We start from the raw sequence: 23927 nt of genomic DNA on the forward strand, positions 1-23927 counted from the left end.
TAATCTTATTGAACTTGATTAATAAGCTGTTCTAAATCATCTTTTTTACTTGATGGCGCTGGCGTAGGTGCAGGATTTGCGACCTTATTTGTCGAGTTGTTTTCATTTTCACTCTCTGGGATAAGACCGGAATCTTCAGGTAAGTTTTCAAAATCTTTATTGATTTTTGGTTTTGCAGGCACAACTGCGCGATAAATAGGATGAGCTAATGGTGGTGATGCTCGATCATCACTTTGAGAAAGACGCTGTTGAGGTGTCATATGCAGATCGGGATCGGAAGCATTTTTATCGAAGCTGACCCATGCATATGGTGTACCATTTAAAGCATTTTTCATGAAATTTGCCCAAATAGGAAGGGCAGCGACACCGCCGTATTCTCTCTTACCTAGCGTTGTTGGTTGGTCGAAGCCTACCCAAGTAACTGTTACTAGCTTTCCATTGAAACCTGAGAACCATGCGTCTCTTGCATCATTGGTTGTTCCTGTTTTACCACCTAAGTCATCTCGTCCCACTGAAAGAGCCGCACGACCTGTACCAATCTGAATAACATCGTGGAGTATATTCGCCATGTCATAAGCTGAACTTGATTTCAAAATTCTTTGTGCTTGACGGTAATCACTTTGGTTTTGATCCACTTGTTTTAGCTTTGGCACATTTTGGTTGTTTTGATGGTGAGTTGTAAATGCTTCATCATCTGGCGTACTTGAAATTTGTCCTGCTTTCTTTGCACTTTCCTCATCTATGCAGGGAATACATGCATAATCTGGATTAGCACGATAGATCGTTTTGCCGTAAGCATCATCAATATGATCAATGAAAAAAGGCTCAATTCGATAACCACCGTTAGCAAAGGTTGCATACCCTGTTGCCATTTGAATAGGTAATACTTCGGGAGTCCCTAATGCAATAGTATAGTTTCGAGGAATTTGGTTTTCTTGTAAGCCAAAATCCATAAGTAGTTGTCTAGCACGTTCAATACCGACGCTTTGTAGCAATCGTACAGATACTGTATTTCTAGAAAGATATAAAGCGGTACGTAAAGGAATCATACCTAAAAAACGACCATCTGAGTTTTTAGGTGACCATTTTCCAATGGTAATTGGATCATCATCTACCATCGTATTTGGTGTCATGCCACGTTCGAGTGCCAATGCATAAATAAATGGCTTGATTGTAGAACCTGGTTGTCTCCAGCCTTGTAATGCTCTGTTAAAGGTTGATTGATAGTAACTGTATCCGCCCACAATTGCTTCTACAGCCCCATTGTTTGGATTTAATGCAACAAGTTGACCTTGAACCTTTGGAATTTGAACAAGTGACCATAACGTTTGGTTAGCATTTGGGCGCAGTCGAACAATATCATTTATTTTAACAATTTGAGATGCTTTTGTTGGTGCAGGGCCAACACTATTTGCATTTTGGTACGGTCTTGCCCATGCCATGCCTTCCCAAGAAACAGTCATTTTCTTACCATCTTTTTGTTCAGCAACAAAACTGGTTTGGTTTACTTCAACCACTTTTGCAGGGTAAGTATTTGCATAAGCGAAAAATTGACTTAATGGCTTGTCGTGTGCTTCTGCACCACGCCATCCGTGACGGCGATCATATTCTTCTAAACCATTTTGAACTGCTTCTTCTGCATAAGCCTGACGTTTGCTATTAATTGTGGTATAAATCTTAAAACCGGCATCTACAGCTGCTGTACCAAATTTGCTTACAATTTCGGAACGAACTAACTCACCAATATATGGGAATTGTGTGGTAATACCTCGATCTGGCATATCTAAATTTAATGATTCTGCAACAGCAATTTGATATTCATGCTGGTTAATATAGCCAAGTTGTAACATTCGACCGAGAATCCAGTTTCTTCTTTCTAGAGCTCTCTCTGGATTTGCAACGGGATTGTATTTAGATGGTGCTTTAGGTAGACCTGCAATCATGGCCATTTGAGCCAAGCTAAGTTGATTTAAATTTTTGTTGTAATAAATTTTAGCTGCGGCGGCAATACCATAAGCATTTTTTCCGAGGAAGATTTTATTCACATAAAGTGATAAAATTTCTTCTTTGCTTAAATTTTGCTCGAGTTTTCGGGCAAGGAAGACTTCTGTAAGTTTTCTCTTTAATGTTCTTTCGGGACTAAGGTAATAATTTTTCGCAACCTGCATGGTAATTGTTGAACCACCAGTTTGCACGTCGGAGCCTGAGATACTCTCGCTAACTGCGCGTCCAAGGCCTTTTAAACTAATACCACTATGTTCGAAAAAGGAGGAATCTTCAGCAGCCAAGAATGCATGAATGAACTGGGGAGGAATTTGCTTGTATTCGATAGGTACTGAAAGCCTTCCACCATATTCACCAATGAGTTGATTATCGGAGGTATAAATTTGAATTGGTTTGAGTAAAGGGGCTTTTTTGATGCTACTCATATCAGGAAGAGATGGTGCAATGTAGAGATACATTCCATAAAAACCGACCGGAACTGCTATAATAATGATAACTAGTAGCAAAAAAAGTGGGTAAATTCGACCTGAGCAATATGAATTTTTCATAATATGTATTAGTTTTGATATATGAATTGGGCAGCAGAATGAAAGTATAGCTTAGAATGTTCGCATAAAAAGTACTATATACGTTATTATATTGGTTATCTTGCGAACAGTAGTTTTAAGTTATCGCGTTTGTTCTTATAAAAATAGATTGTTTTGATTGGGATATTTATTGTGCTTAGGTTAAATAGTAAACCGAAAAAGGGGTTAGTGGGAGTTGATATTAGTTCAACTTCTGTGAAGATTTTGGAACTTTCTGTGAAAGGCGGTCGCTATGAAGTTGTAAGCTATGCGATTGCACCCCTACCAGAAGGTGCCGTGGTAGAAAAAAATATTGTTAATCCGGAAGCTGTTTCGGAAGCAATTCAAGCTGCGATTGAGCAAGGTAATCCTCGCTCAGATGCGGCTGCGTTTGCAGTGCCAACTGCAAGTGTAATTTCTAAAGTCATAGAAATGGATCAGGATATGAATGATGATGAACGTGAAGTTCAAATTCGTTTAGATGCTGAGCAATATATTCCATTTGCATTAGACGAAGTCAGTTTAGATTTTGAAGTGTTATCTGTTGTACCAAACAAGACAAACAAAGTGAATGTTTTATTGGTTGCGACAAGAACAGAAAATGTAGATACGCGTAATGAGGCATTAATTTACGCTGGTCTTACACCTAAAGTAGCGGATGTTGAAAGCTTAACGGTTGAGCGTGCCTTTACTGTTTTTGAAAATACACTACCAATTGCAGCAAAAGTTATTGCACTTTTCGATATTGGTCACTCGATGATGACTTTGTCGATTCTAGATCATGGAAAAATTGTTTACACACGTGAGCATAATTTTGGTGGTCGTCAATTAACGCTCGACATTCAGGACCGATATGGACTGTCTTATGCAGAAGCAGGTCGTGCCAAAAAAGAAGATACTTTACCTGATGATTATGAATCGGAGGTATTGCACCCATTTATGGACTCGCTAGCACAACAAGCCATGCGTTCATTACAGCTTTTTTTCTCAGCATCGCCATATGATGAAATTGACCATGTCTTACTTGCCGGTGGAACAGCAAATCTAGAGGGTTTAGCAAAGTTTTTGCAAAGCACATTAGGTTATCGCGTGACGGTTGCTGATCCTTTCCTACAAATGACCTTTTCTCCTCAAGTTAATATTAAACAGATTAAACAAGATGCGCCGTCGTTAATGGTTGCTTGTGGTGCTGCGTTAAGGAGTTTTGATTAATGTCTAAAATTAACCTGTTACCTTGGCGAGATGAGCTTCGAGAAGCTCGGAAAAAAGCATTTGTCTTTATGTCAGTGGTTGCTGCTTTAATTGGGGTATTTATCGTTGCAGCAACATGGTTCTTCTTTGATCAAAGACTCACAGATCAAAACCAAGCGAATCAGATCATCGTAGATCATAATAATCAGCTTAATCAGAAGTTAAGTTCTTTAGATGGTCTTCAAGAGCGAAGAAAAGAAATTGTAGATCGTATGCATCTGATTCAAAATCTTCAATCTCAACGTCCTGTTATTGTACGCATTGTTGATGAATTACCACGAGTTATTCCTAAAAACGTATATTTAACTAAATTTACGAGAAATGGCGACAGCTTTACATTAGAAGGACGTGCTGAAAGTCCAAATGCAGTTGCGGAGTTAATGCGTCTGATGTCGGCATCTCCTTGGTATCGTAATGTGTTTATGAGTTCTTTCTTAGCAAATGATACAAAGTCAAATCCAACTACACCTGGTTCGGTTGTCCCACGTGACGAAGACAAGTATGGCATGTTCGTAGTGACGGCAAATCTAGGCGAGAAAGCAAAAGATATTAATGCATTAACGACAGTTGATGAAGACAGAGAAGAGGGGGAGTAAACCATGAGTCAAGAAAATGATTTGAATGATGTGTCAACACAACCCCCTAAGTCGAAGATGACACTTAAAAAGTTTACTCAGCAGTTTAACTCACTCGATCCAAATAACTATGGAAGCTGGCCAATTATTGTTAAGTTTACATGCTGGCTGTTCATTACATTTGTCATTTGCGTAGTGGGTTATTTTGTTCTTGTGAGCAGTGTTATCGATCAAATTTCGACAGCACGTGCACAAGAAGAGAATTTGCTGAATGAGTATCGTCAAAAAGAATCTACATTAAGAAACTTAGAGCGTTATGAGCAACAGCTCAAAACAATGCAAGACAGTTTTAATGAACAACTTCAACAATTACCAAAAGAGTCTGAGATTCCTGGGCTGGTTGAGGACATTAACGTTACTGGTGTAGAGTCTGGTTTAAAGTTTAAAAATATCCGTCTTGACCCAGAAATTCGACAGAACTTTTTCTTAGAGCAACCGATTTCGATTGAAGCGACTGGCGATTTCCATGCATTCGGTCAGTTTGCAAGTGATATTGCTTTATTGCCACGAATTGTCACTTTACAAGATTTTTCAATTACGGCACAGCCGAATAGCAATAAAAAATCTGAAATACCTGAGCTAAGCTATATTGTAAATGCAAAAACATACCGCTATTTAGGCAATGAGCTGAGTTCGTTAGGCAGTCAACCGAATTCAAGTACAGGGGCCAAATAATGCGTTATCAATTAACTTGCTTAACTTGCGTTTTGCTTCTTCTTTCTGGGTGTGGATCGAGAACGAGTGTTGTCAATCAAGAAATGGAGTCTATTAAAAATCAACCTCCATTACCTGTAGAAAAAGCACCAATATTTGAAACAACACCCTCTTTTCAATATGGGGCACAAAATTTACGTAGTCCTTTCCTACCAAGCTCTTTGTATACAGAGCTTAAGGTTATGGCAGGTAAACGTGTTTATCCGAATTTTTCTAGAGCACAACAACCGCTAGAAGTATATCCACTTGAGTCGTTAGCGATGAAAGGGACTTTACGCGGTGCAAATGGCAATGATATTGCGCTCATACAAGCACCTGATTCACAAATTTATCGTGTTCAGGTGGGTAATTATATGGGACTTAATCAAGGCCGAATTGTGAAAATATCTCCAACCAAGATTGATTTATTAGAAGTTATCTCTGATGGCAATGGCGGATATGTTGAGCGACCACGAGCTTTAGTTTTATTGGGTCAAACATCTTAATTTTTTGGGGATAATAATGAAAATTGTAATTCAATATTTTTTGGGGATGATCACAGCATGAACTCTATCTCTCGTCAACTTCTTTTAGGTACAGCAGTAGTTGCAATCATGCAAGCTGCACAGGCTGGTGTTGCTGTGACTAATGTTGTGCCAATGCAGTTAAATCAGGGTACTGAAGTACGTGTTATGTTTAATGGTTTGCCTCCGCAGCCAAAAGCATATCAAGTACAACAGGCATCTCAGCTTATTTTAGATTTTCCTGATACGGCAAATTCTACAACACAAAGTCAAATTCCATTCTCAAACGATCAGGTAAGTGCACTAAACTTATCGTCAGACAATGGGCGTACTCGTTTAAATGTTGACTTAAAACAAAATAGTAAGTTTTCTACACGTGTTGAAGGGAATACTTATATTTTAAAGATTGTACCTGCATCGCAAGTAAACGATGTTAAACCTGTATCTACAGTAGCATCGGCTGTACAAGGTGTTTCAAATATCAGTTTCCAAAGAAATGATAAGGGTGCGGGTCAGATCATCATAGATCTTTCAGATCCGAAAACACCCGTAGATGTGCAGCAACGTAATAATAAGATTATTGCACGATTTGCTGGAAATAAAATACCAATGTATTTGGCACGTCGTTTGAACGTGAATGATTTTGCTACGCCTGTTTCTGTTGTAGATAGCTATAACGATGGCAATAATGGAATTGTTGAAATTCAAGCAAACAATAGTTTTGACTATATGGCTTATCAGGCTGAAAATAAGTTAACTATTAATGTAAGTAAAAAGGTTGATCCAAGCCAAAGAGCAACTCAAGCACCTAAATATACAGGTAAAAAGATTTCTCTAGATTTCCAAGATATTGAAATTCGAAGAGTTCTCCAGTTGCTTGCAGATTTCTCGGGCGAGAATATCGTTGTTGCAGATAATGTTCAAGGAAGCATTACACTTCATTTAAAAGATGTTCCTGCTGATCAAGCACTTGCATTAATTCTTCAAACGAAAAACTTAGATCAGCGCCGTACAGGTAATGTTATTTGGATTGCAGCAACTGCTGACATGATTAAGTATGATGAAGAGCAAGCCAAATTATATTCACAATCAATTAAACTTGCTCCTTTACAGACTGAATATATTCAGTTGAATTATGCAAAAGCATCAGATATTCAAAAGCTGATTTCTGCAACTAAAAAGTCAGGAAATACAGATGGAAGAGAACCTACCGATGGTAATGATAATGGCGGTGGTTCGCTTCTAAGTCCAAGAGGTACAATTTCTGTAGATGATCGTACAAATACAATCATTGTAAATGATACTGCCAATAAAATTTCTCAAATCCAAGATTTATTGAAACAACTCGACATTCCTGTTAAACAGGTTATGGTTGAAGCACGTATTGTTCGTGCGTCTACAGATTTCTCTAAATCGATTGGTGTGAAATGGGGTTATACTGGGCGTAGTGGTGTTGTAACAGATGGAACCAATACACGTAGTACAGGTACATTAATTGGTAGTTCAATTTCAAATGTAAATACGCTTAGAACATCAAACACTCTTTCAAATAACTTAAGTGTTGATTTGGGCTCTACAATTGCAGGTTCTTCAAGCATTGCTTTTGGTATTTTAAACACAGCAGATTCATTACTTTCTTTAGAATTATCGGCATTACAGACCGATGGTTTAGGAGAGGTATTGTCTACACCTAAAGTCATGACTGGTGATAAACAAGAAGCAATTATTAAATCTGGTGCAAAAATTCCGTATGCAACTACAAGTGCCAATAGTGGAACGACGACAACATTCCAAGATGCAGTACTTGAGTTAAAAGTCACACCAAGTATTACACCTGATGGCAAAGTTCAAATGAAGTTAAATATTTCTAAAGATACTTTAGGTCTATTAACGAATGCAGGATATGCAATTGATACCAATACATTGCAAACGAATGTGTTAGTTAATAATGGTGAGACTGTTGTACTTGGTGGACTTTACGAGAATACAACGTCAAATAGTGTCAACAAGGTTCCATTACTTGGAGATATTCCGGGGTTAGGTAATTTGTTCAAGAACAGAACACGTTCAGAACAAAAAAGAGAGCTACTGATTTTCATTACACCACGAATTGTTAATGACACTGTTTCAAGAAATCATTAATATAAGCTTAATTGATGTAATGAAGTAGGTGGCTCCTTGCCAAAAAAAGCAATAACTACCCTACCAAATATATATTTGGTAGGGCCCATGGGGGCTGGGAAAACAACAGTTGGACGTCATTTGGCTGAAATTCTTGGACGAGAGTTTATAGACAGTGACCATGAAATAGAAAGAAAAACTGGTGCCTCCATTCCTTGGATATTTGAAAAAGAAGGCGAACTTGGATTTCGTCAACGAGAAGCTTGTGTTTTAGGTGAGTTAACTCAGCAAAAGCAGATTGTACTTGCCACAGGTGGTGGTGCTGTAACCCAACAAGTAAATCGACAATTTCTCAAACAGCGTGGTATTGTCATTTATTTATTTGCACCTGTAGAAATTCAATTGCAACGAACATACAGAGATAAAAATCGTCCACTATTACAAGTTGAAAATCCAGAGCAACGTTTGCATGATTTACTGACGATTCGAGATCCTCTATATAGAGAAGTTGCACATTTTGTTATAGATACCCATAGTGGTGCAGCAAAAGATCTAGCGTATCAAATTCTTGATGAAATTCTAGAGTAATTCCCTAATTTTAAAACTGGTTTAATTTTATGCAAACATTACATGTTGAACTTGGAGATCGCCGTTACCCTATATTTATTGGGAGTCAACTCAATATAGCAGATTTGTTGCAGCCATATGTTTTGGGTAAACAAGTCATGATTGTTACGAATGAAACGGTTGCTCCTTTATATCTAGATGTATATGAAAACGCATTAAATAAATTAGATAAAAAAACGGCACATTGTATTTTGCGTGATGGTGAAAAATTTAAAAATATTGAAAATTTAAATCTTATTTTTGATGCTTTATTATCTGCAGGTTTTAATCGTGATTGCACTGTCTTGGCTTTAGGAGGTGGAGTAATTGGTGATATGGCGGGTTTTGCAGCAGCAAGTTTTCAGCGTGGTGTGAACTTTGTTCAAGTACCAACAACGTTATTGTCACAAGTTGATTCGAGCGTAGGTGGAAAAACAGGAATTAATCATCCTTTAGGTAAAAATATGATTGGTGCATTTAAACAACCATCAGTCGTATTTGCGGATATGTCGCAGTTGGCATCATTACCACCACGCGAACTTTCAGCAGGTCTTGCAGAAATTATTAAATATGCACTATTGGGCGATGTCGAATTCTTATCTTGGTTAGAACAAAATATTCATCAACTTACTGCGGGAGATGAAAAAGCCTTGGCCGAGGCTGTTTATCGTTCTTGCGCACATAAAGCACGTATTGTTGCAAATGATGAGCATGAAAAGGGTGAGCGCGCACTGTTAAACCTAGGACATACATTTGGCCATGCAATTGAATCCTATTTAGGATATGGTGCATGGCTACACGGTGAAGCAGTTGCTGTTGGCATGGTTATGGCGGCCGATCTGTCTCATTTAATGGGCTGGATTTCGTCTGAAGATTTAGCACGTGTTAAGCAAATTATTCAAAATGCAAATTTACCGATTGCATGCCCGACCATACCGCTAAATGAATTTTTGGCTTACATGTCTCATGACAAAAAAGTATTAGATGGTAAAATTAGATTAATTCTAATGAAACAACTTGGTCAAGCTGTAATTACAGATGACTTTGATGTAGACGCAATGAAGCAAGCCATCTTAAATAATCAGAATAAAGGGCAATAAACATGTCTAAGCAGCAAAAAAAACAGCGTAGTTTCCTACCATGGGTTTCGCTTGGAATAGGCACTATTTGTTTATTTGCTGCACTATTTTTAAGTCTGACAGCAAAAGCATTACCTAAGTCAGAAAAGAATATTGAAGAAGAGGATATTCATCCACAGTTTCAATCTGAAAAAGTTGCTGCCATGACCAATTTGGGTGTGTTGGATGATCAAGTAAAACCACTACAGCAAACAACACGCGCCATTATTTCTGGTACACATGAAGCAGAATTTAGGGGAACTAAATTTATTCAACGTAATCCATACGGTTTTACATTAGAGTTACTGACAGTCGGTAAAGAAGAAGTGATTAGAGACTTCTTAAAGCAAAGGGAAGATCGCGATAAGTTTATTTATTTTAGGCTTTCTAACGAGAACCAACCAGACCGCTATATTTTGGCTTATGGTTTGTACCCGAATGAACCACAAGCCAATCGTGCACTACAAAATCTTAATTTGAATTTACCTCATTCGTTACATCCAGCAGTACAGCCATTATCAACCTATGCAAAACAAGTCAATGACATGGGTACAGATGAATTATCATCGGATGCAAAACTTTATGAAGTTAATCTAACGAATGCTCCTGTACCTCGAGCAACAAGTTTACCTAATCCGATTCAAACAGCTACAGATGTACTTGAGCGATCTTCTTCTACTGCTTCGGAGCCACAAGCTCTAAATGTGCACTAAAATGGTGATGTAAACACGCAATTTTTTTCTATTACATAAAATACAGTGCACCATCTTAAAAAATTAACATGAATAAATACAAGAAAATGACTTTCTACTCTCTAAAAATTACACCTTTTGGCACTTATTTTGCATGTATTGGTGCATAAGCTTGTTTATTTGTTCTCCATTTGGTGCAAAATTACCAAATATTATTCAAATAGCGCTTTTATTGCATCAAAAGTGTGCATTTATTCAGATGAACTCATATCTGATGAATCAAAATAAAGATAGCGATCCTGTCTAAAAGTCTAATTTATTTCTAAAAGATATAGGAATAAAGTAATACAGAAAATTTACTATGTGTCGCTCATTCAGGAGCATCAATTAAAGAAGGGTACGCTATGCACATGCCATCGCTAAAAACAGTAGCTCCCGCTCAAGGTTTATATCAGCCAGATGAGTTTAAGGATAATTGTGGTTTTGGCTTAATTGCCCATATGGAAGGCAATGAGAGTCATGACTTGGTAAAAACAGCCATTCATAGTTTAAGCTGTATGACCCACCGAGGAGGGATTGCCGCAGATGGCAAAACGGGAGATGGGTGTGGCTTATTACTTGCGATGCCAAAAGCATTTTTTAGACAAGAAGCCCCTAAAATTAGTGATATTACCCTGAGTGAAGTTTTTGCTGTAGGCACTGTATTTTTAAGTCTTGATGATGAAAAAGCACAGCTTGCGAAAGATACTTTAAGAAGAGAAATTGAAGAAGAAGGGCTACGTGTTATAGGGTGGCGTGTTGTTCCAACAAACAACGATGCATTAGGTGAAATTGCGTTAGAGTCTCTACCTCGATTTGAACAAGTTTTTGTGAATTGCCCAATGGGTGTGACAGAAGTTGAGTTTAACCGTAAATTATTTTTAGCACGTCGTCGTGCAGAACAAAAACAACAACACGACGCAGATTTTTATATTACTACCTTGTGCTCGACCGTCATTAGCTATAAAGGCTTAATGATGCCAGAGGCAATTGCAGACTTTTATACAGACCTTGCTAACCCTGCACTTGAGTCACATATTGTTGTATTTCATCAGCGTTTTTCTACCAACACATTACCACGTTGGCCTCTTGCACAACCGTTTCGTTATTTAGCACATAATGGTGAAATTAATACCATTACAGCAAACCGTAATTGGGCTGCTGCACGTACGCCAAAGCTTAAAAATCCATTATTACCAGGTTTAACTGAGCTTAATCCAATTGTGAACCGTAGTGGTTCGGACTCTTCAAGTTTAGACAATATGCTTGAGATCCTTGTGGGTGGAGGTATGGATTTATTCCGTGCTTTACGCATGCTTGTACCACCTGCATGGCAGAATGTTGAAAACTTAGATGCAGACTTGCGTGCTTTTTATGAGTTTAACTCTAAACATATGGAAGCATGGGATGGTCCTGCAGGTCTTGTAATTCAAGATGGTCGTCATGCAATTTGTATGCTCGATCGTAATGGTCTACGTCCAGCACGTTGGGTTATTACAAAAAATGGTTATATTACACTGGCTTCTGAAATTGGTGTTTGGGATTACAAGTCTGAAGATGTTATTTCTAAAGGACGTGTTGGCCCGGGTGAGATGCTCGTTATTGATACCTTTACAGGTAAAATGCTAGATACCACAGACGTAAATAATCATTTAAAACGTATGCGTCCGTATCGTCAGTGGTTACGTGAAAATGCTTTTCGTTTACAAGTGAGCCCACAGTTAGAAGAGCATTTGGCAGATAAAGGCCTAACAGGCGACCAACTCAAAGCTGCACAAAAAATGTTCATGGTAACGTTTGAAGAGCGAGATCAGGTACTCAGACCAATTGCTGAAAATGGTCAGGAGTCAGTTGGGTCTATGGGTGATGATACCCCAATGGCTGTCTTATCTAAACAGGTGCGCCATGTTTCTGACTACTTTAGACAACAGTTTGCGCAAGTGACCAATCCACCAATAGATCCATTACGTGAATCTATTGTCATGTCTTTAGAGACGTGTCTTGGGCGTGAGCAAAGTGTATTTGAGCAAGGCCCTGAACATGCTGACCGTCTCATTATTTCAAGTCCTGTACTTTCAAACTCTAAAATGCATCAACTGCGTACATTGGGTCGTACAGGTTATGAAATTGCTGAAATTGATCTGAACTATGAAGTAAGTGAAGGTCTACAACAAGCGATTACTCGTATTTGTGAAGCATCTGCACAAGCGATTCGTGATGGAAAAACTGTACTTATTCTGTCAGATAAAAAAATAAGAGAAGGCTATTTACCTGCCAATGCTGTAATGGTTACAGGTGCAGTACATCACTACTTAATTCAAACAGGGTTAAGAGCAGATGCAAATATTATTATTGAAACTGCTTTAGCGCGTGATCCGCATCAGTTTGCTGTGATTTTAGGGTTTGGTGCAACTGCAATTTACCCTTATTTAGCATACGATGTGATTCATGACCTTGTGGCGAAAGGTGAATTACTTGGCGATCCAATTCAAGCGCAGAACAACTTTAGAAAGGGTATAGATAAAGGTTTACTCAAAGTCTTGTCTAAAATGGGTATTTCAACAGTTGCTTCATATCGTGGTGGGCAGTTGTTTGAAGCTGTTGGTTTATCGAGTGAAGTGGTCGATCTGTGTTTTAAAGGCGTTGCAAGTCGTATTCAAGGAGCAACCTTTGCAGATCTAGAAGAAGATCAAAAGAAACTTGCTACTTTGGCATGGAAACATCGTCAACCGATTGATCAAGGTGGAATGCTTAAGTTTGTGTTCGGTAAAGAGTATCATGCATTTAACCCAGAAGTGATTAACTCGTTACATAAAGCAGTTCGTTCGGGTGACTATGCAGACTTTAAAGCATATGCAGAGCTTGTAAATACAAGACCAATTGCAACTATTCGAGATTTATTAAAGCTTAAAACAGATCATTCAATTGCTTTAGAAGATGTTGAACCAATTACATCGATTTTACCAAGATTTGACTCGGCAGGTATGTCTATTGGTGCATTATCACCAGAAGCACATGAAGCTATTGCAATTGCGATGAATACGATGGGTGGTCGCTCTAACTCAGGTGAGGGTGGTGAAGATCCTGCACGTTATGGCACGATTAAAAACTCTAAAATTAAGCAAATTGCTTCAGGACGTTTTGGGGTTACACCTGAGTATTTGGTCTCTGCTGAAGTGCTACAAATTAAGGTTGCACAAGGTGCAAAACCAGGTGAGGGTGGACAATTACCGGGTGGTAAAGTCAACGGTTTGATTGCACGGTTACGTTATGCTGTACCGGGTGTAACACTTATTTCACCACCGCCGCACCACGATATTTATTCGATTGAAGATTTATCTCAGCTTATTTTTGACTTAAAACAAGTTAATCCAAAAGCGATGGTATCTGTGAAACTGGTATCTGAGCCGGGTGTAGGGACAATCGCAGCAGGTGTGGCAAAAGCCTATGCAGACTTTATTACCATTTCAGGGTATGACGGTGGTACGGCAGCATCGCCACTTTCCTCTATTCATCATGCAGGTTCTCCATGGGAGTTAGGACTCGCAGAAGCGCATCAAGCACTTCGTGTCAATGACTTGCGTGGCAAAGTACGTGTGCAAACTGATGGTGGCTTAAAAACTGGTTTAGATGTTGTGAAAGCAGCCATTCTAGGTGCAGAAAGTTTTGGTTTCGGCTCAACACCAATGATTGCTTTAGGATGTAAGTATCTACGTATTTGTCACTTAAATAACTGTGCTACAGGTGTTGCAACACAGCAAGAAGGCTTGCGTAAAGAACATTACATTGGTGAGCCTGAAATGCTCATTAACTTTTTCCAATTTATTGCAGAAGAAACGAGAGAATGGCTTGCTGCACTGGGTGTGAGTTCGTTAAAAGACTTAATTGGACGTGTTGATTTACTGGAAGTGCTTCCGGGTGAAACTCAAAAGCATGCACATTTAGATCTTTCACCGCTTTTACAATCACATGCTTTTGCAGAAGGCAAAGCACAGTATTGCCAAGTAGAAGGGAATGCACCTTTTGATAAAGGCATACTCGCAGAGAAAATGGTTTCTGAAATTCTGCCTGCGATTGAAAGTAGTTCTGGTGGCGAGTATCAGTTTAAAATAGGTAACTGTGATCGTTCTATTGGTGCGCGTCTGTCAGGTGAAATTGCACGCCGTCATGGCAACTTAAATATGGAAAGTACACCTGTTGTTGTTAACTTAAAAGGTACAGCAGGACAGTCGCTTGGTGTTTGGAATGCAGGTGGCCTACATATTAAGTTAGAAGGCGATGCCAATGACTATGTTGGTAAAGGCATGGCAGGTGGTCGAATTTCTATATTCCCGCCAAAAGGCTCTCAGTTCCAAAGCCAAGAAACGGCAATTATTGGTAATACCTGTCTCTATGGTGCAACAGGCGGTAAGGTCTTTGCTGCGGGTACAGCAGGAGAGCGTTTTGCGGTGAGAAACTCAGGCGCATTTGCTGTCATTGAGGGTGCAGGTAACCACTGCTGTGAGTATATGACAGGCGGTATTGTCACTGTTCTTGGAAAAGTGGGGCATAACTTCGGTGCAGGTATGACTGGCGGTTTTGCCTATGTACTTGACTTGGATAATGACTTTGTCGATCGTTATAACCATGAATTAATTGATTTAACGCGTATTTCTACAGAGTCTATGGAAGAGCATCAAGAAAACTTATTGCGTATTCTTGATGAGCATATTAAAGAAACTGGAAGTGCTTGGGCATATAAAATTCGTAATGAGTTTGACTTTTATAGTCGTAAATTCTGGTTAGTTAAACCAAAAGCTGCAAATTTACTGACCTTGCTTAAAACAACCCAAGCAGATCCGCAATAAATTAGGCCTTTATGTGAAATGAATAGGTAGGTGTGAATGGTATTTCTTCATTCACACGGACCCCATGGAGAAGAAAATGGCACAGCGCCTTAGTAATGACTTCCAGTTTTTAGATGTTGCCCGTCACGACCCACAAAAAAAAGCAATAGATGTACGTAAAGCAGAGTTCGTGGAAATTTATCAACCTTTTCATAAGGAAGAGGTGCAAGATCAAACTCACCGTTGTTTAGGGTGTGGTAACCCTTACTGTGAATGGAAGTGCCCAGTACATAACTATATTCCTAACTGGCTGAAACTTATTTCAGAGGGTCGTATTTTTCAGGCGGCAGAGTTATGTCATCAGACCAATACATTACCTGAAGTATGTGGTCGTGTATGCCCACAAGACCGTTTATGTGAGGGTGCTTGTACCTTAAATGATGGTTTTGGTGCAGTAACTATTGGAAATGCAGAAAAGTATATTAATGATACGGCATTTGCTTTGGGTTGGCGACCAGATATGTCTGATGTGAAATGGACAGATAAAAAGGTTGCAATTATTGGTGCAGGGCCTGCAGGGCTAGGTTGTGCAGATATCTTAGTTCGTAATGGTGTTAAGCCTACTGTTTTTGATAAACGTCCAGAAATTGGTGGTTTACTTACATTTGGTATTCCTGAATTTAAAATGGAAAAAGATGTAATGAAGCGCCGTCGTGAAATTTTCACAGGTATGGGCGTTGAATTTAAGCTGAACACCAATATCGGTACAGATGTAACAATTGAAGACCTTCTAAAAGACTACGACGCTGTCTTTATGGGAATGGGTACTTATACTTATATGAAGGGCGGTTTTCTTGGTGAGGACTTGAAGGGTGTACATGATGCACTTGACTTCCTGATAGCTAACGTTAACCGTTGTCAAAACTGGGAGAAAGACCCAAACGAATATATTTCGATGGAAGGCAAAAAGGTCATTGTTCTTGGTGGTGGTGATACCGCAATGGACTGTAACCGAACCTCTATACGTCAAGGTGCAGAACAAGTCATTTGTGCTTACCGTCGTGATGAGGAGAACATGCCAGGGTCACGTAGAGAAGTCCGCAATGCACGTGAAGAAGGCGTAGAATTTCTATTTAATCGACAACCAATTGAAGTAGTGGGTGAAAATGGTCAAGTGACAGGTGTTAAATTTGTCACTACACAATTGGGCGAGCCTGATCATCGTGGACGCTGTAGCCCAGAGCCTATACCAGGGTCTGAAGAAATTGTCCCTGCAGATGCAGTTCTACTGGCTTTTGGTTTTCGTCCAAGCCCTGAATCTTGGTTTAAAGATGTAGATATTCAATTAGATGGCTCAGGACGTGTTTTGGCTTTTGAGGAACAAAAATTTAAATTTCAAACATCACATCCGCAGATTTTTGCAGGTGGAGATATGGTAAGAGGCTCAGATCTTGTTGTTACTGCAATTTGGGAGGGAAGACAAGCTGCTGAGGGAATATTAGATTATTTAGAAGTTTAATAAAAAAACCGAGCGATATTGCTCGGTTTTTTTATATAAAGTATTTTTTTTATAGTTTATTAAGCAAAAGATCTATTTTTTATAAAAATGAAAGAAAGCCAGTTGTATTATGTGAATATAATCGAATATTTTTAATTAAAATGCGCTTCAAGTAATGTAATAAAGTGACAAATTTTGTCAAATTATTGCCTTAATTGACCAATTTTTTTTAGAAAAAGAAAAATAAACTTGCTTAAATGGATGAAAATTGTATTAAAATAGGTTTGGCACAGTAGTTGCTGTAATATAGATGTTAGGTAAACCTGTTAGCATACATGCTTCAGTTTACAATTTTATAAACACATTGGGGTAATATTATGAATGCTCAAAAGGGTTTCACTCTTATTGAATTAATGATCGTTGTTGCGATTATTGGTATTTTGGCAGCAATTGCAATTCCGCAATATCAAAACTACATTGCACGTTCGCAAGTAAGCCGTGTTGTTGCTGAATCAGGTAGTTTAAAAACAGCAATTGAAGCTTGTTTGTTGAATGGACAAACTACAGTAGGTGATGGTGCTGGTCAGTGTAGCCTAGGTGCTACAGGATCTAACTTAATGGTTAGTCCTAATAGAACTGATGGTACAGGTATACCGGTAGTTCCAGCTACACTAACAAATACAACTACTATTACAGCTACCTTTGGTAACAATGCTGCTACAACGCTTACAGCACAGAATGCAAACCAAGTTCGTTGGACACGCGATGCAAATGGTACATGGACTTGTTCAACAAATGTAGATGCACGATTCCGTCCTGCAGGTTGTGTAACAGCATTAACAAACGGTGGATAATAAAATTTAATCTTATAATAAAAGTACACCTACTTAGGTGTACTTTTTTTTTGGGGGGTAAACATGCAAAAAGGATTTACACTTATTGAGGTTTTAATTGCTATAGCAATTGTTGCACTTATATCTGCAATTGCACTTGTGCAATATCAAATCTATGTTTCAAAAACACAAGTAAATACTGTTATGCAAGAAACTGCTAGCCTTAAAAATCCTATTGATATTTGTCTTTTAGAAGGTCAATTAGAATTAGAAAGAAATAATGAAGGTTGTCATTTACCTATTATTGCCTCTAGCTTACTTACAGGAAATCGTCCAGATGAGCAAAGCAGTGCTCCCAATACAGGGTCACCACAAATTACTTTTCCATTGGTTGCAAATCAGCAGATTGTAGGTACGTTTGGAAATCGGGTAAGTAATCGATTAAGTGGTAGAAGGCTTGTTTGGTTTAGAGATGCAAACAGTGGAACATGGACTTGTCGAACAGATGTAGATGTGAGTTATCGTCCAAATATGTGTTCACAAGATTTATAATATAAAAAACACAAACCCGAGCAAGCTCGGGTTTATAGAGTAACATCCTCATTTACATCCATTGTGTCGATCTTTCCGTGATCTATTCAACCTGTATCCGTACTTGCTTAAATCCTATAAGCACTTTCCGTTGTTGATAAAGCCATAATAAGTATATTCATTCATTGAATATATACGTTTTAACGGCTTCCCTTGTAAGTTAAAGCTTACATTAATGAGAGCATTTGATCTTTTTCAAGCAAATAAAAGTATCTTTGTTTAAAAAATGAGTCATTGTTTTTTTAATAAAGAAAACCTCTTGCCTAAATTTATTTTCCTCTATACAATGCGCTCCATCAAGTTAATTAAATACTTGGTGCTTACTTTAAACCAGAAAGTAAGTTGTCGGTGCGGGATGGAGCAGTCTGGTAGCTCGTCGGGCTCATAACCCGAAGGTCGTTGGTTCAAATCCAGCTCCCGCTACCAATTTAATGAAAATTGCAAATTCATTAAGCTAATTTAAACTTGAATTTTTCGCTTAAATTAGATATATTATTGCACACTATTGCGGGATGGAGCAGTCTGGTAGCTCGTCGGGCTCATAACCCGAAGGTCGTTGGTTCAAATCCAGCTCCCGCTACCAAGATTCTTGCTAAAAGGGCTCACAAATAGGTGGGCCTTTTTGCACAGTGGGCAATGCTTTTCTGTGTTAAAAGGGCGGATGTGGATTCTCGCCCTTTTTTTATTGGCTATCGTGTAGTGTCGACATCAATTGGTCAAAAAGACATGCTTCACTACAAGAGGTTTGGTCGGCAAAGGCCGGTTGTTGTATTGCACAAAATGACGAGAGTACATGAAATTATCAAATAAAACGCAAGAGCTACAAGACATGATTGCCCCAGCAGTAGCTGCTTGTAATGTTCATCTATGGGGTATTGAATTTTTGCCTCAAGGTAAACGTTCAATGTTACGTATCTACATTGATAAACCCGTAACCAATGCTTCTGAGACAGGTGAAACAGAAGAAAATGGTCGTGGTATCAGTGTCGAAGATTGTGTTCGAGTAACCCAGCAAGTGGGTGCGATCTTAGATGTACATGATCCAATCTCAGGAGAGTTCTCTCTTGAAGTTTCATCACCAGGGTGGGATCGCCCTTTCTTTGAACTATCTCAAATGCCAGCCTATATTGGACAACAAGTTGCATTACGTTTAATTAGCGCTGTAGATAATCGTCGTAAATTTCAGGCAAAACTTGTTGCAGTCAATCTTGATGATGAGATGATTCAAGTGGAAGTAGAAAAACAGCAAGTGTTGGACATCGATAGTCACAATATCGATAAAGCAAATTTGGTTTATCAAGACTAAACTTAAGAAAATTTGAAATATAGGTGACTTATGGGTCGTGAGATTCTTACCGTTGCAGAAACGGTTAGTAATGAAAAAGGCGTGAGCCGCGAAGCCATCTTTGAAGCATTAGAGCAGGCACTCGTTGCTGCAACTAAGAAAAAGTTCTATGAGGGTACAAACTCAGAAGAAGCACGCTTACGTGTACAAATTGACCGTAAAACGGGTGAATATAGTACATTTCGTCAATGGGAAGTGGTTGCAGATGAAGACCACGAAATGCCTGCTTGCCAAGATGCGATTTCTGATGTAGATCCTGCTAAATGGTCAATTGGCGATATTCGTGAGCTTGAAGTTGAATCTATTGAATTTGGTCGTATTGCTGCACAAATTGCAAAGCAAGTCATTGTTCAGAAAATACGTGAGGCTGAACGTGCACTTGTTGCAGATGCTTATGCGTCTAAAGTAGGTGAGCTCATTTACGGTGAAGTGAAGAAGCAAACAAAAGATGGTTTTATCATTGACTTAGGTGACAATGCTGAAGCTTATCTTGCGCGTGATGAAATGATTCCTAAAGAGTTACTTCGTCCAAAACAGCGTGTTAACGCTATTTTATATGAAGTTAACCGCGAAGGACGTGGTGCACAGTTATTGCTTTCTCGTGCAAAACCAGAAATGCTTATTGCTTTAATGCAAAAAGAGATTCCTGAAATTTCTGAAGAAATTATCGAGATTAAAGCAGCGACGCGTCAACCTGGCGTACGTGCTAAGATTGCTGTAAAAACAAATGATCATCGTATTGACCCTGTAGGTGCTTGTATTGGGATGCGTGGTACGCGTATTCAGGCAGTTCAACAGGAACTCAATAATGAACGTATTGATGTTGTAGTATGGTCTGATGATCCTGCACAATATATCGCAAGTGCGTTAGAACCAGCAGATGTATCTGGTATTGTTATCGATGAAGATGCAAAAACTGCAGATATTATTTTTGCAACAAGCGATCAATTGGCAAGAGCAATTGGCTCACAAGGTCAAAATGTTCGCTTAGCATCTGAGTTGACAGGCTATAAACTAGATATGATGCTTGAAGATGAGTATCGCTCACGCCAACAAAACGAAGCACAACAATATTTAGATATGTTTGTAACACGTTTAGATATTGAAGAAGATCTAGCAATGGCACTTGTGGAAATGGGCTTTACTTCCCTTGATGAAATTGCATATGTTCCTGCAGAGACATTTAATGAAATTGAATTAGATGCAGAAACAGTAGAGCTTTTACAAAGTCGTGCAAAAGAAGTTGCTTTGGCAGATGCCTTACAGCAACAAGAAAATATTCAAGAGCCAAGCTCAGAATTATTAAATATGGAAGGCATGACGCAAGAAATTGCATATGCACTTGCTAATCGTGGTGTGATTACAATTGATGATCTTGCTGATCAAGCAACTGATGATATTGCAGATATCGAAGGACTTGGTACAAAACAAGCAGGTCAATTGATTATGAAAGCCAGAGAATCATGGTTTAACTAGGAGGTAATAAATGACGGACAAGTCTATAAAAGAGTTGGCGCAAAGCGTGGGACGTCCTGTTGAGAAGCTCCTAGAGCAAGTGAAAGATGCAGGATTGCCACAGCGAAAAGCTGATGATGTCTTGACTACTGAACAGCAAAACACTCTCGTAGATCATCTGAAAAAAGTGCATGGTCAGACTGAGAGCAATGCAGGAAAAATTACTTTGAAACGTAAAACAACCGGTACAGCAAAAGTTGCAAGTACATCTGGTAAAGCGAAAACGATTAACGTTGAAGTACGTAAAAAGCATACTTTTACAAAACCAGATCCTAAGCAACTTGCTGCTGAAGCAAAGGCAAAAGCTGAGGCTGAAGCAAAGGTAAAAGTTGAAGCTGAAGCAAAAGTAAAAGCAGACGAAGCTACAAAATCGAAAGCAGAAAGCAAAGCAAACGCAACATTAGAAGCAATGCGTGCTGCACAGCAAAAAGATAAAGGAACAGATGCACCGAAAGCTGCAGCTGTTGTCGTAAGAAAGCGTGGCGGTGGAATGGTTAAACCAAATACCAAGCCATCTAAAAATGCAGAACAGAAAAAAGCGCTACAAGCTCAAGAAGCTCAACTGAGAGCTACTGAGGAAGCGACACGTCGTAAAGCTGCTGAAGAGGCGCAACAACGTACGCTTGAGCAAATGCGTCAAATGGCATCAAAATATTCAAATGATGACAGCACTGCAAAAATTCGCGTTGTCGATGATTCACCATTAGCGGCAGGCCTTGTTGGTCAAGCTTATGAAGAATCATTCAAGAAAGAAGACCGCGAAATTAAACGTGGTGGTGGTGCAAAAGATGGCCGTAAGAAAGGTCGTAACAATCAAGAAGAGCAAAACTTCAGCAAAAATAACCATCATAAACGTGGCTTAAAGACAAGCCAAGGCAACAAACATGGTTTTGAAAAACCTGTTAAAAAGCAAGTTTATGATGTTGAAATTGGTGAAACCATTGTTGTTGCTGACTTAGCACAAAAAATGGCAATTAAAGTTCGCGAAGTAATTAAAACGCTTATGAAAATGGGCGAACTCGTGAACCAGAACCAAGCAATTGATCGTGATACAGCGTCTTTAGTTGTTGAAGAAATGGGTCACAACCCAGTGTTGGTTTCTGATAATGCTGCTGAAGATAACTTAATTGAACAAGCTGAGCAAAAGCGTGGTGAATTAACGACACGTCCGCCAGTAGTTACAATTATGGGCCATGTTGACCATGGTAAAACATCATTACTTGACCGTATTCGTCGTGCTAAAGTGGCTTCAGGTGAGGCAGGTGGTATTACACAGCATATTGGTGCTTACCACGTTGAAACAGAGAAAGGAATTATTACTTTCTTAGACACACCTGGACATGCTGCGTTTACATCAATGCGTTCTCGCGGTGCAAAAGCAACAGATATCGTGGTACTTGTTGTTGCTGCTGATGATGGTGTAATGCCACAAACAGCAGAAGCTATTGATCATGCGCGCGCTGCAGGTACACCAATCATTGTTGCAATGAACAAGATGGATAAAGAGTCAGCTGACCCTGATCGTGTGTTAAATGAGTTAACAGCAAAAGAAATCGTTCCTGAACAATGGGGCGGTGATGTTGCTGTAGCAAAAGTATCTGCACATACAGGTGAAGGTATTGATGACTTACTTGACCAAATCTTGCTTCAAGCAGAGGTTATGGAACTTCAAGCATCTGCTGAAGGTGCTGCACAAGGTGTTGTGATTGAAGCACGTGTAGATAAAGGCCGTGGTGCTGTTACTTCTATTCTTGTACAAAATGGTACATTGAATGTTGGTGATTTAATCCTTGCTGGTTCATCTTACGGTCGTGTTCGTGCGATGTCTGACGAAAATGGTAAGCGTATTAAGTCGGCAGGTCCTTCAATTCCAGTAGAAGTTTTAGGTTTACCTGAAGCACCAATGGCTGGTGATGAAGTACTTGTTGTAAATGATGAGAAAAAAGCACGTGAAGTTGCAGATGCACGTGCAGACCGTGAGCGTCAAAAACGTCTTGAGCGCGCAAGTGCAATGCGTTTAGAAAACTTAATGTCTTCTATGGGCAAAAAAGATGTTCCTACAGTAAATATTGTTCTAAAAACTGATGTTCGTGGTTCGTTAGAAGCATTACAAGTTGCGTTATATGAACTTGCAACAGATGAAGTAAAAGTACGTGTAATTGGTTCTGGTGTCGGCGCGATTACCGAGTCAGATGTAACACTTGCAGAATCTTCTGATGCTGTTTTACTAGGCTTTAACGTTCGTGCAGATGCAACAGCACGTCAGAAAGCAGATCAGGACGAAATTGACATTCGTTACTATAGCGTTATCTATCAATTGATTGATGATGTAAAAGCTGCAATGAGTGGTAAGTTAGCACCTGAGCATCGTGAAACAATTCTTGGTGTGGCACAAGTGCGTGAAGTATTCCACTCAAGCAAGTTTGGTGCAGCAGCAGGTTGTATGGTTATGGAAGGTACAATTCATCGTAATAAACCAATCCGTGTATTACGTGATGATGTAGTAATTTTCCAAGGTGAACTTGAATCTTTACGTCGTTATAAAGAAGTTGTTGAGGACGTACGTGCAGGTATGGAATGTGGTCTTGCAGTTCGAGGCTATAAAGATATTAAAGCACTGGATAAAATTGAAGTTTACGACGTACAAATTATCAAACGGAGTCTTTAATGGCAGGTAGTCAGCGTCTTAAGCGTATGGCCGATACAGTTCAGCGAGAACTCGCTGAACTGATTCGTCAAGAGCTTAAAGATCCTCGTTTAGGTGGTTATGTAACCATTTCTGCTGTGAAAGTAAGTCCTGACTTAGGTTATGCAGAAGTCTATGTCACCGTCATGGGGCGTGATTTACAAGACGATCAAACTGAAGAAGCGCATAAAGAGACACTGAGTGTTTTAAACAAAGCATCAGGTTTCTTACGCCAAGAGTTGAGTCGTCGTTTAAAAACACGTGTAACGCCACGTTTGCGTTTTCATTATGATAAGACCAATGCTCATGGTAACTACATGTTTGGCTTAATTGAAGAAGCAGTAAAAGATTTACCAGAACGAAAAAAAGATGAAGATTAAAAAA

Annotated in this window: 17 protein-coding genes and 2 tRNA genes; 18 read left to right on the forward strand and 1 reads right to left on the reverse strand. The window is 39.1% G+C overall.

Translation table 11 applies throughout. The annotated features are described in order from the left end of the window. Positions 1-5: 5 nt before the first annotated feature. Positions 6-2552, reverse strand: a complete 2547-nt coding sequence (locus tag OZX61_RS01400; RefSeq protein ID WP_277095073.1) for a PBP1A family penicillin-binding protein — start codon at positions 2550-2552, stop codon at positions 6-8. A gap of 171 nt (positions 2553-2723) precedes the next feature. Here OZX61_RS01400 and OZX61_RS01405 point away from each other — a divergent pair, with 171 nt between their 5' ends. From OZX61_RS01405 to OZX61_RS01490, 18 genes are all read left to right on the forward strand, one after another. After that, on the forward strand, positions 2724-3782 hold the full coding sequence (locus OZX61_RS01405) for a pilus assembly protein PilM (RefSeq protein WP_195771213.1): 1059 nt from the start codon (positions 2724-2726) through the stop codon (positions 3780-3782). Next, entirely contained in the window at positions 3782-4417 is a 636-nt protein-coding gene (locus OZX61_RS01410) for a PilN domain-containing protein (RefSeq protein ID WP_195771212.1), read from the forward strand. Before OZX61_RS01405 ends, OZX61_RS01410 begins: the two co-directional genes overlap by 1 nt. 3 nt (positions 4418-4420) lie before the next feature. After that, the gene (pilO, locus tag OZX61_RS01415; protein ID WP_277095074.1) at positions 4421-5131 is read left to right on the forward strand and encodes a type 4a pilus biogenesis protein PilO; all 711 of its coding nucleotides are present in this window, start codon (positions 4421-4423) and stop codon (positions 5129-5131) included. Then, entirely contained in the window at positions 5131-5655 is a 525-nt protein-coding gene (locus tag OZX61_RS01420; protein WP_277095075.1) for a pilus assembly protein PilP, read from the forward strand. Before pilO ends, OZX61_RS01420 begins: the two co-directional genes overlap by 1 nt. A 57-nt stretch (positions 5656-5712) precedes the next feature. Continuing rightward, on the forward strand, positions 5713-7815 hold the full coding sequence (pilQ, locus tag OZX61_RS01425) for a type IV pilus secretin PilQ (protein ID WP_195771209.1): 2103 nt from the start codon (positions 5713-5715) through the stop codon (positions 7813-7815). Between the two features lie 36 nt (positions 7816-7851). Further along, positions 7852-8382 (forward strand): shikimate kinase AroK, encoded by a 531-nt coding sequence (aroK, locus tag OZX61_RS01430; protein WP_195771208.1) that lies wholly within the window; start codon positions 7852-7854, stop codon positions 8380-8382. Positions 8383-8411: 29 nt separating this feature from the next. Beyond that, positions 8412-9500 carry a 3-dehydroquinate synthase gene (gene aroB / locus OZX61_RS01435; protein ID WP_277095076.1) on the forward strand — a complete coding sequence of 363 codons (1089 nt, stop codon included), beginning with the start codon at positions 8412-8414 and terminating at the stop codon, positions 9498-9500. Between the two features lie 2 nt (positions 9501-9502). Further along, positions 9503-10231, forward strand: a complete 729-nt coding sequence (locus OZX61_RS01440) for a hypothetical protein (protein ID WP_277095077.1) — start codon at positions 9503-9505, stop codon at positions 10229-10231. Positions 10232-10620: 389 nt separating this feature from the next. Continuing rightward, a complete protein-coding gene (gene gltB, locus OZX61_RS01445; RefSeq protein WP_277095078.1) occupies positions 10621-15096 on the forward strand; it encodes a glutamate synthase large subunit in 4476 nt (1491 codons plus the stop codon). 76 nt (positions 15097-15172) lie between these two features. Beyond that, on the forward strand, positions 15173-16594 hold the full coding sequence (locus OZX61_RS01450; protein WP_277095079.1) for a glutamate synthase subunit beta: 1422 nt from the start codon (positions 15173-15175) through the stop codon (positions 16592-16594). Between the two features lie 356 nt (positions 16595-16950). Then, complete coding sequence (locus tag OZX61_RS01455) at positions 16951-17427, forward strand: pilin (protein WP_277095080.1); 477 nt, start codon at positions 16951-16953, stop codon at positions 17425-17427. 63 nt (positions 17428-17490) lie between these two features. Then, complete coding sequence (locus tag OZX61_RS01460; RefSeq protein WP_277095081.1) at positions 17491-17958, forward strand: pilin; 468 nt, start codon at positions 17491-17493, stop codon at positions 17956-17958. Between the two features lie 388 nt (positions 17959-18346). Beyond that, positions 18347-18423, forward strand: a tRNA-Met gene (locus OZX61_RS01465). A gap of 80 nt (positions 18424-18503) precedes the next feature. Then, positions 18504-18580, forward strand: a tRNA-Met gene (locus tag OZX61_RS01470). A gap of 210 nt (positions 18581-18790) precedes the next feature. Then, complete coding sequence (gene rimP, locus OZX61_RS01475; protein WP_277095082.1) at positions 18791-19303, forward strand: ribosome maturation factor RimP; 513 nt, start codon at positions 18791-18793, stop codon at positions 19301-19303. Positions 19304-19333: 30 nt separating this feature from the next. Further along, positions 19334-20818 (forward strand): transcription termination factor NusA, encoded by a 1485-nt coding sequence (gene nusA / locus OZX61_RS01480; RefSeq protein ID WP_195771200.1) that lies wholly within the window; start codon positions 19334-19336, stop codon positions 20816-20818. A gap of 10 nt (positions 20819-20828) precedes the next feature. Continuing rightward, positions 20829-23525, forward strand: coding sequence for a translation initiation factor IF-2 (gene infB / locus OZX61_RS01485; protein ID WP_195771199.1), 2697 nt, complete (start codon positions 20829-20831; stop codon positions 23523-23525). Next, the gene (locus OZX61_RS01490; RefSeq protein WP_277095083.1) at positions 23525-23923 is read left to right on the forward strand and encodes a ribosome-binding factor A; all 399 of its coding nucleotides are present in this window, start codon (positions 23525-23527) and stop codon (positions 23921-23923) included. The genes infB and OZX61_RS01490 overlap by 1 nt, the downstream gene beginning before the upstream one ends. Positions 23924-23927: the final 4 nt, after the last annotated feature.

Origin of the sequence: Acinetobacter sp. ESL0695 (genome assembly GCF_029392135.1) — a bacterium.
GTDB lineage: Bacteria > Pseudomonadota > Gammaproteobacteria > Pseudomonadales > Moraxellaceae > Acinetobacter > Acinetobacter pollinis.

What these genes read in the sequence shown, in the direction of transcription:
- OZX61_RS01400 (WP_277095073.1), bottom strand. Translation starts at nt 2,552, where the DNA reads ATGAAAAATTCATATTGCTCAGGTCGAATTTACCCACTTTTTTTGCTA.
- OZX61_RS01410 (WP_195771212.1), top strand. Translation starts at nt 3,782, where the DNA reads ATGTCTAAAATTAACCTGTTACCTTGGCGAGATGAGCTTCGAGAAGCT.
- pilO (WP_277095074.1), top strand. Translation starts at nt 4,421, where the DNA reads ATGAGTCAAGAAAATGATTTGAATGATGTGTCAACACAACCCCCTAAG.
- OZX61_RS01420 (WP_277095075.1), top strand. Translation starts at nt 5,131, where the DNA reads ATGCGTTATCAATTAACTTGCTTAACTTGCGTTTTGCTTCTTCTTTCT.
- pilQ (WP_195771209.1), top strand. Translation starts at nt 5,713, where the DNA reads ATGAACTCTATCTCTCGTCAACTTCTTTTAGGTACAGCAGTAGTTGCA.
- aroB (WP_277095076.1), top strand. Translation starts at nt 8,412, where the DNA reads ATGCAAACATTACATGTTGAACTTGGAGATCGCCGTTACCCTATATTT.
- OZX61_RS01440 (WP_277095077.1), top strand. Translation starts at nt 9,503, where the DNA reads ATGTCTAAGCAGCAAAAAAAACAGCGTAGTTTCCTACCATGGGTTTCG.
- gltB (WP_277095078.1), top strand. Translation starts at nt 10,621, where the DNA reads ATGCCATCGCTAAAAACAGTAGCTCCCGCTCAAGGTTTATATCAGCCA.
- OZX61_RS01450 (WP_277095079.1), top strand. Translation starts at nt 15,173, where the DNA reads ATGGCACAGCGCCTTAGTAATGACTTCCAGTTTTTAGATGTTGCCCGT.
- OZX61_RS01455 (WP_277095080.1), top strand. Translation starts at nt 16,951, where the DNA reads ATGAATGCTCAAAAGGGTTTCACTCTTATTGAATTAATGATCGTTGTT.
- OZX61_RS01460 (WP_277095081.1), top strand. Translation starts at nt 17,491, where the DNA reads ATGCAAAAAGGATTTACACTTATTGAGGTTTTAATTGCTATAGCAATT.
- rimP (WP_277095082.1), top strand. Translation starts at nt 18,791, where the DNA reads ATGAAATTATCAAATAAAACGCAAGAGCTACAAGACATGATTGCCCCA.
- nusA (WP_195771200.1), top strand. Translation starts at nt 19,334, where the DNA reads ATGGGTCGTGAGATTCTTACCGTTGCAGAAACGGTTAGTAATGAAAAA.
- infB (WP_195771199.1), top strand. Translation starts at nt 20,829, where the DNA reads ATGACGGACAAGTCTATAAAAGAGTTGGCGCAAAGCGTGGGACGTCCT.
- OZX61_RS01490 (WP_277095083.1), top strand. Translation starts at nt 23,525, where the DNA reads ATGGCAGGTAGTCAGCGTCTTAAGCGTATGGCCGATACAGTTCAGCGA.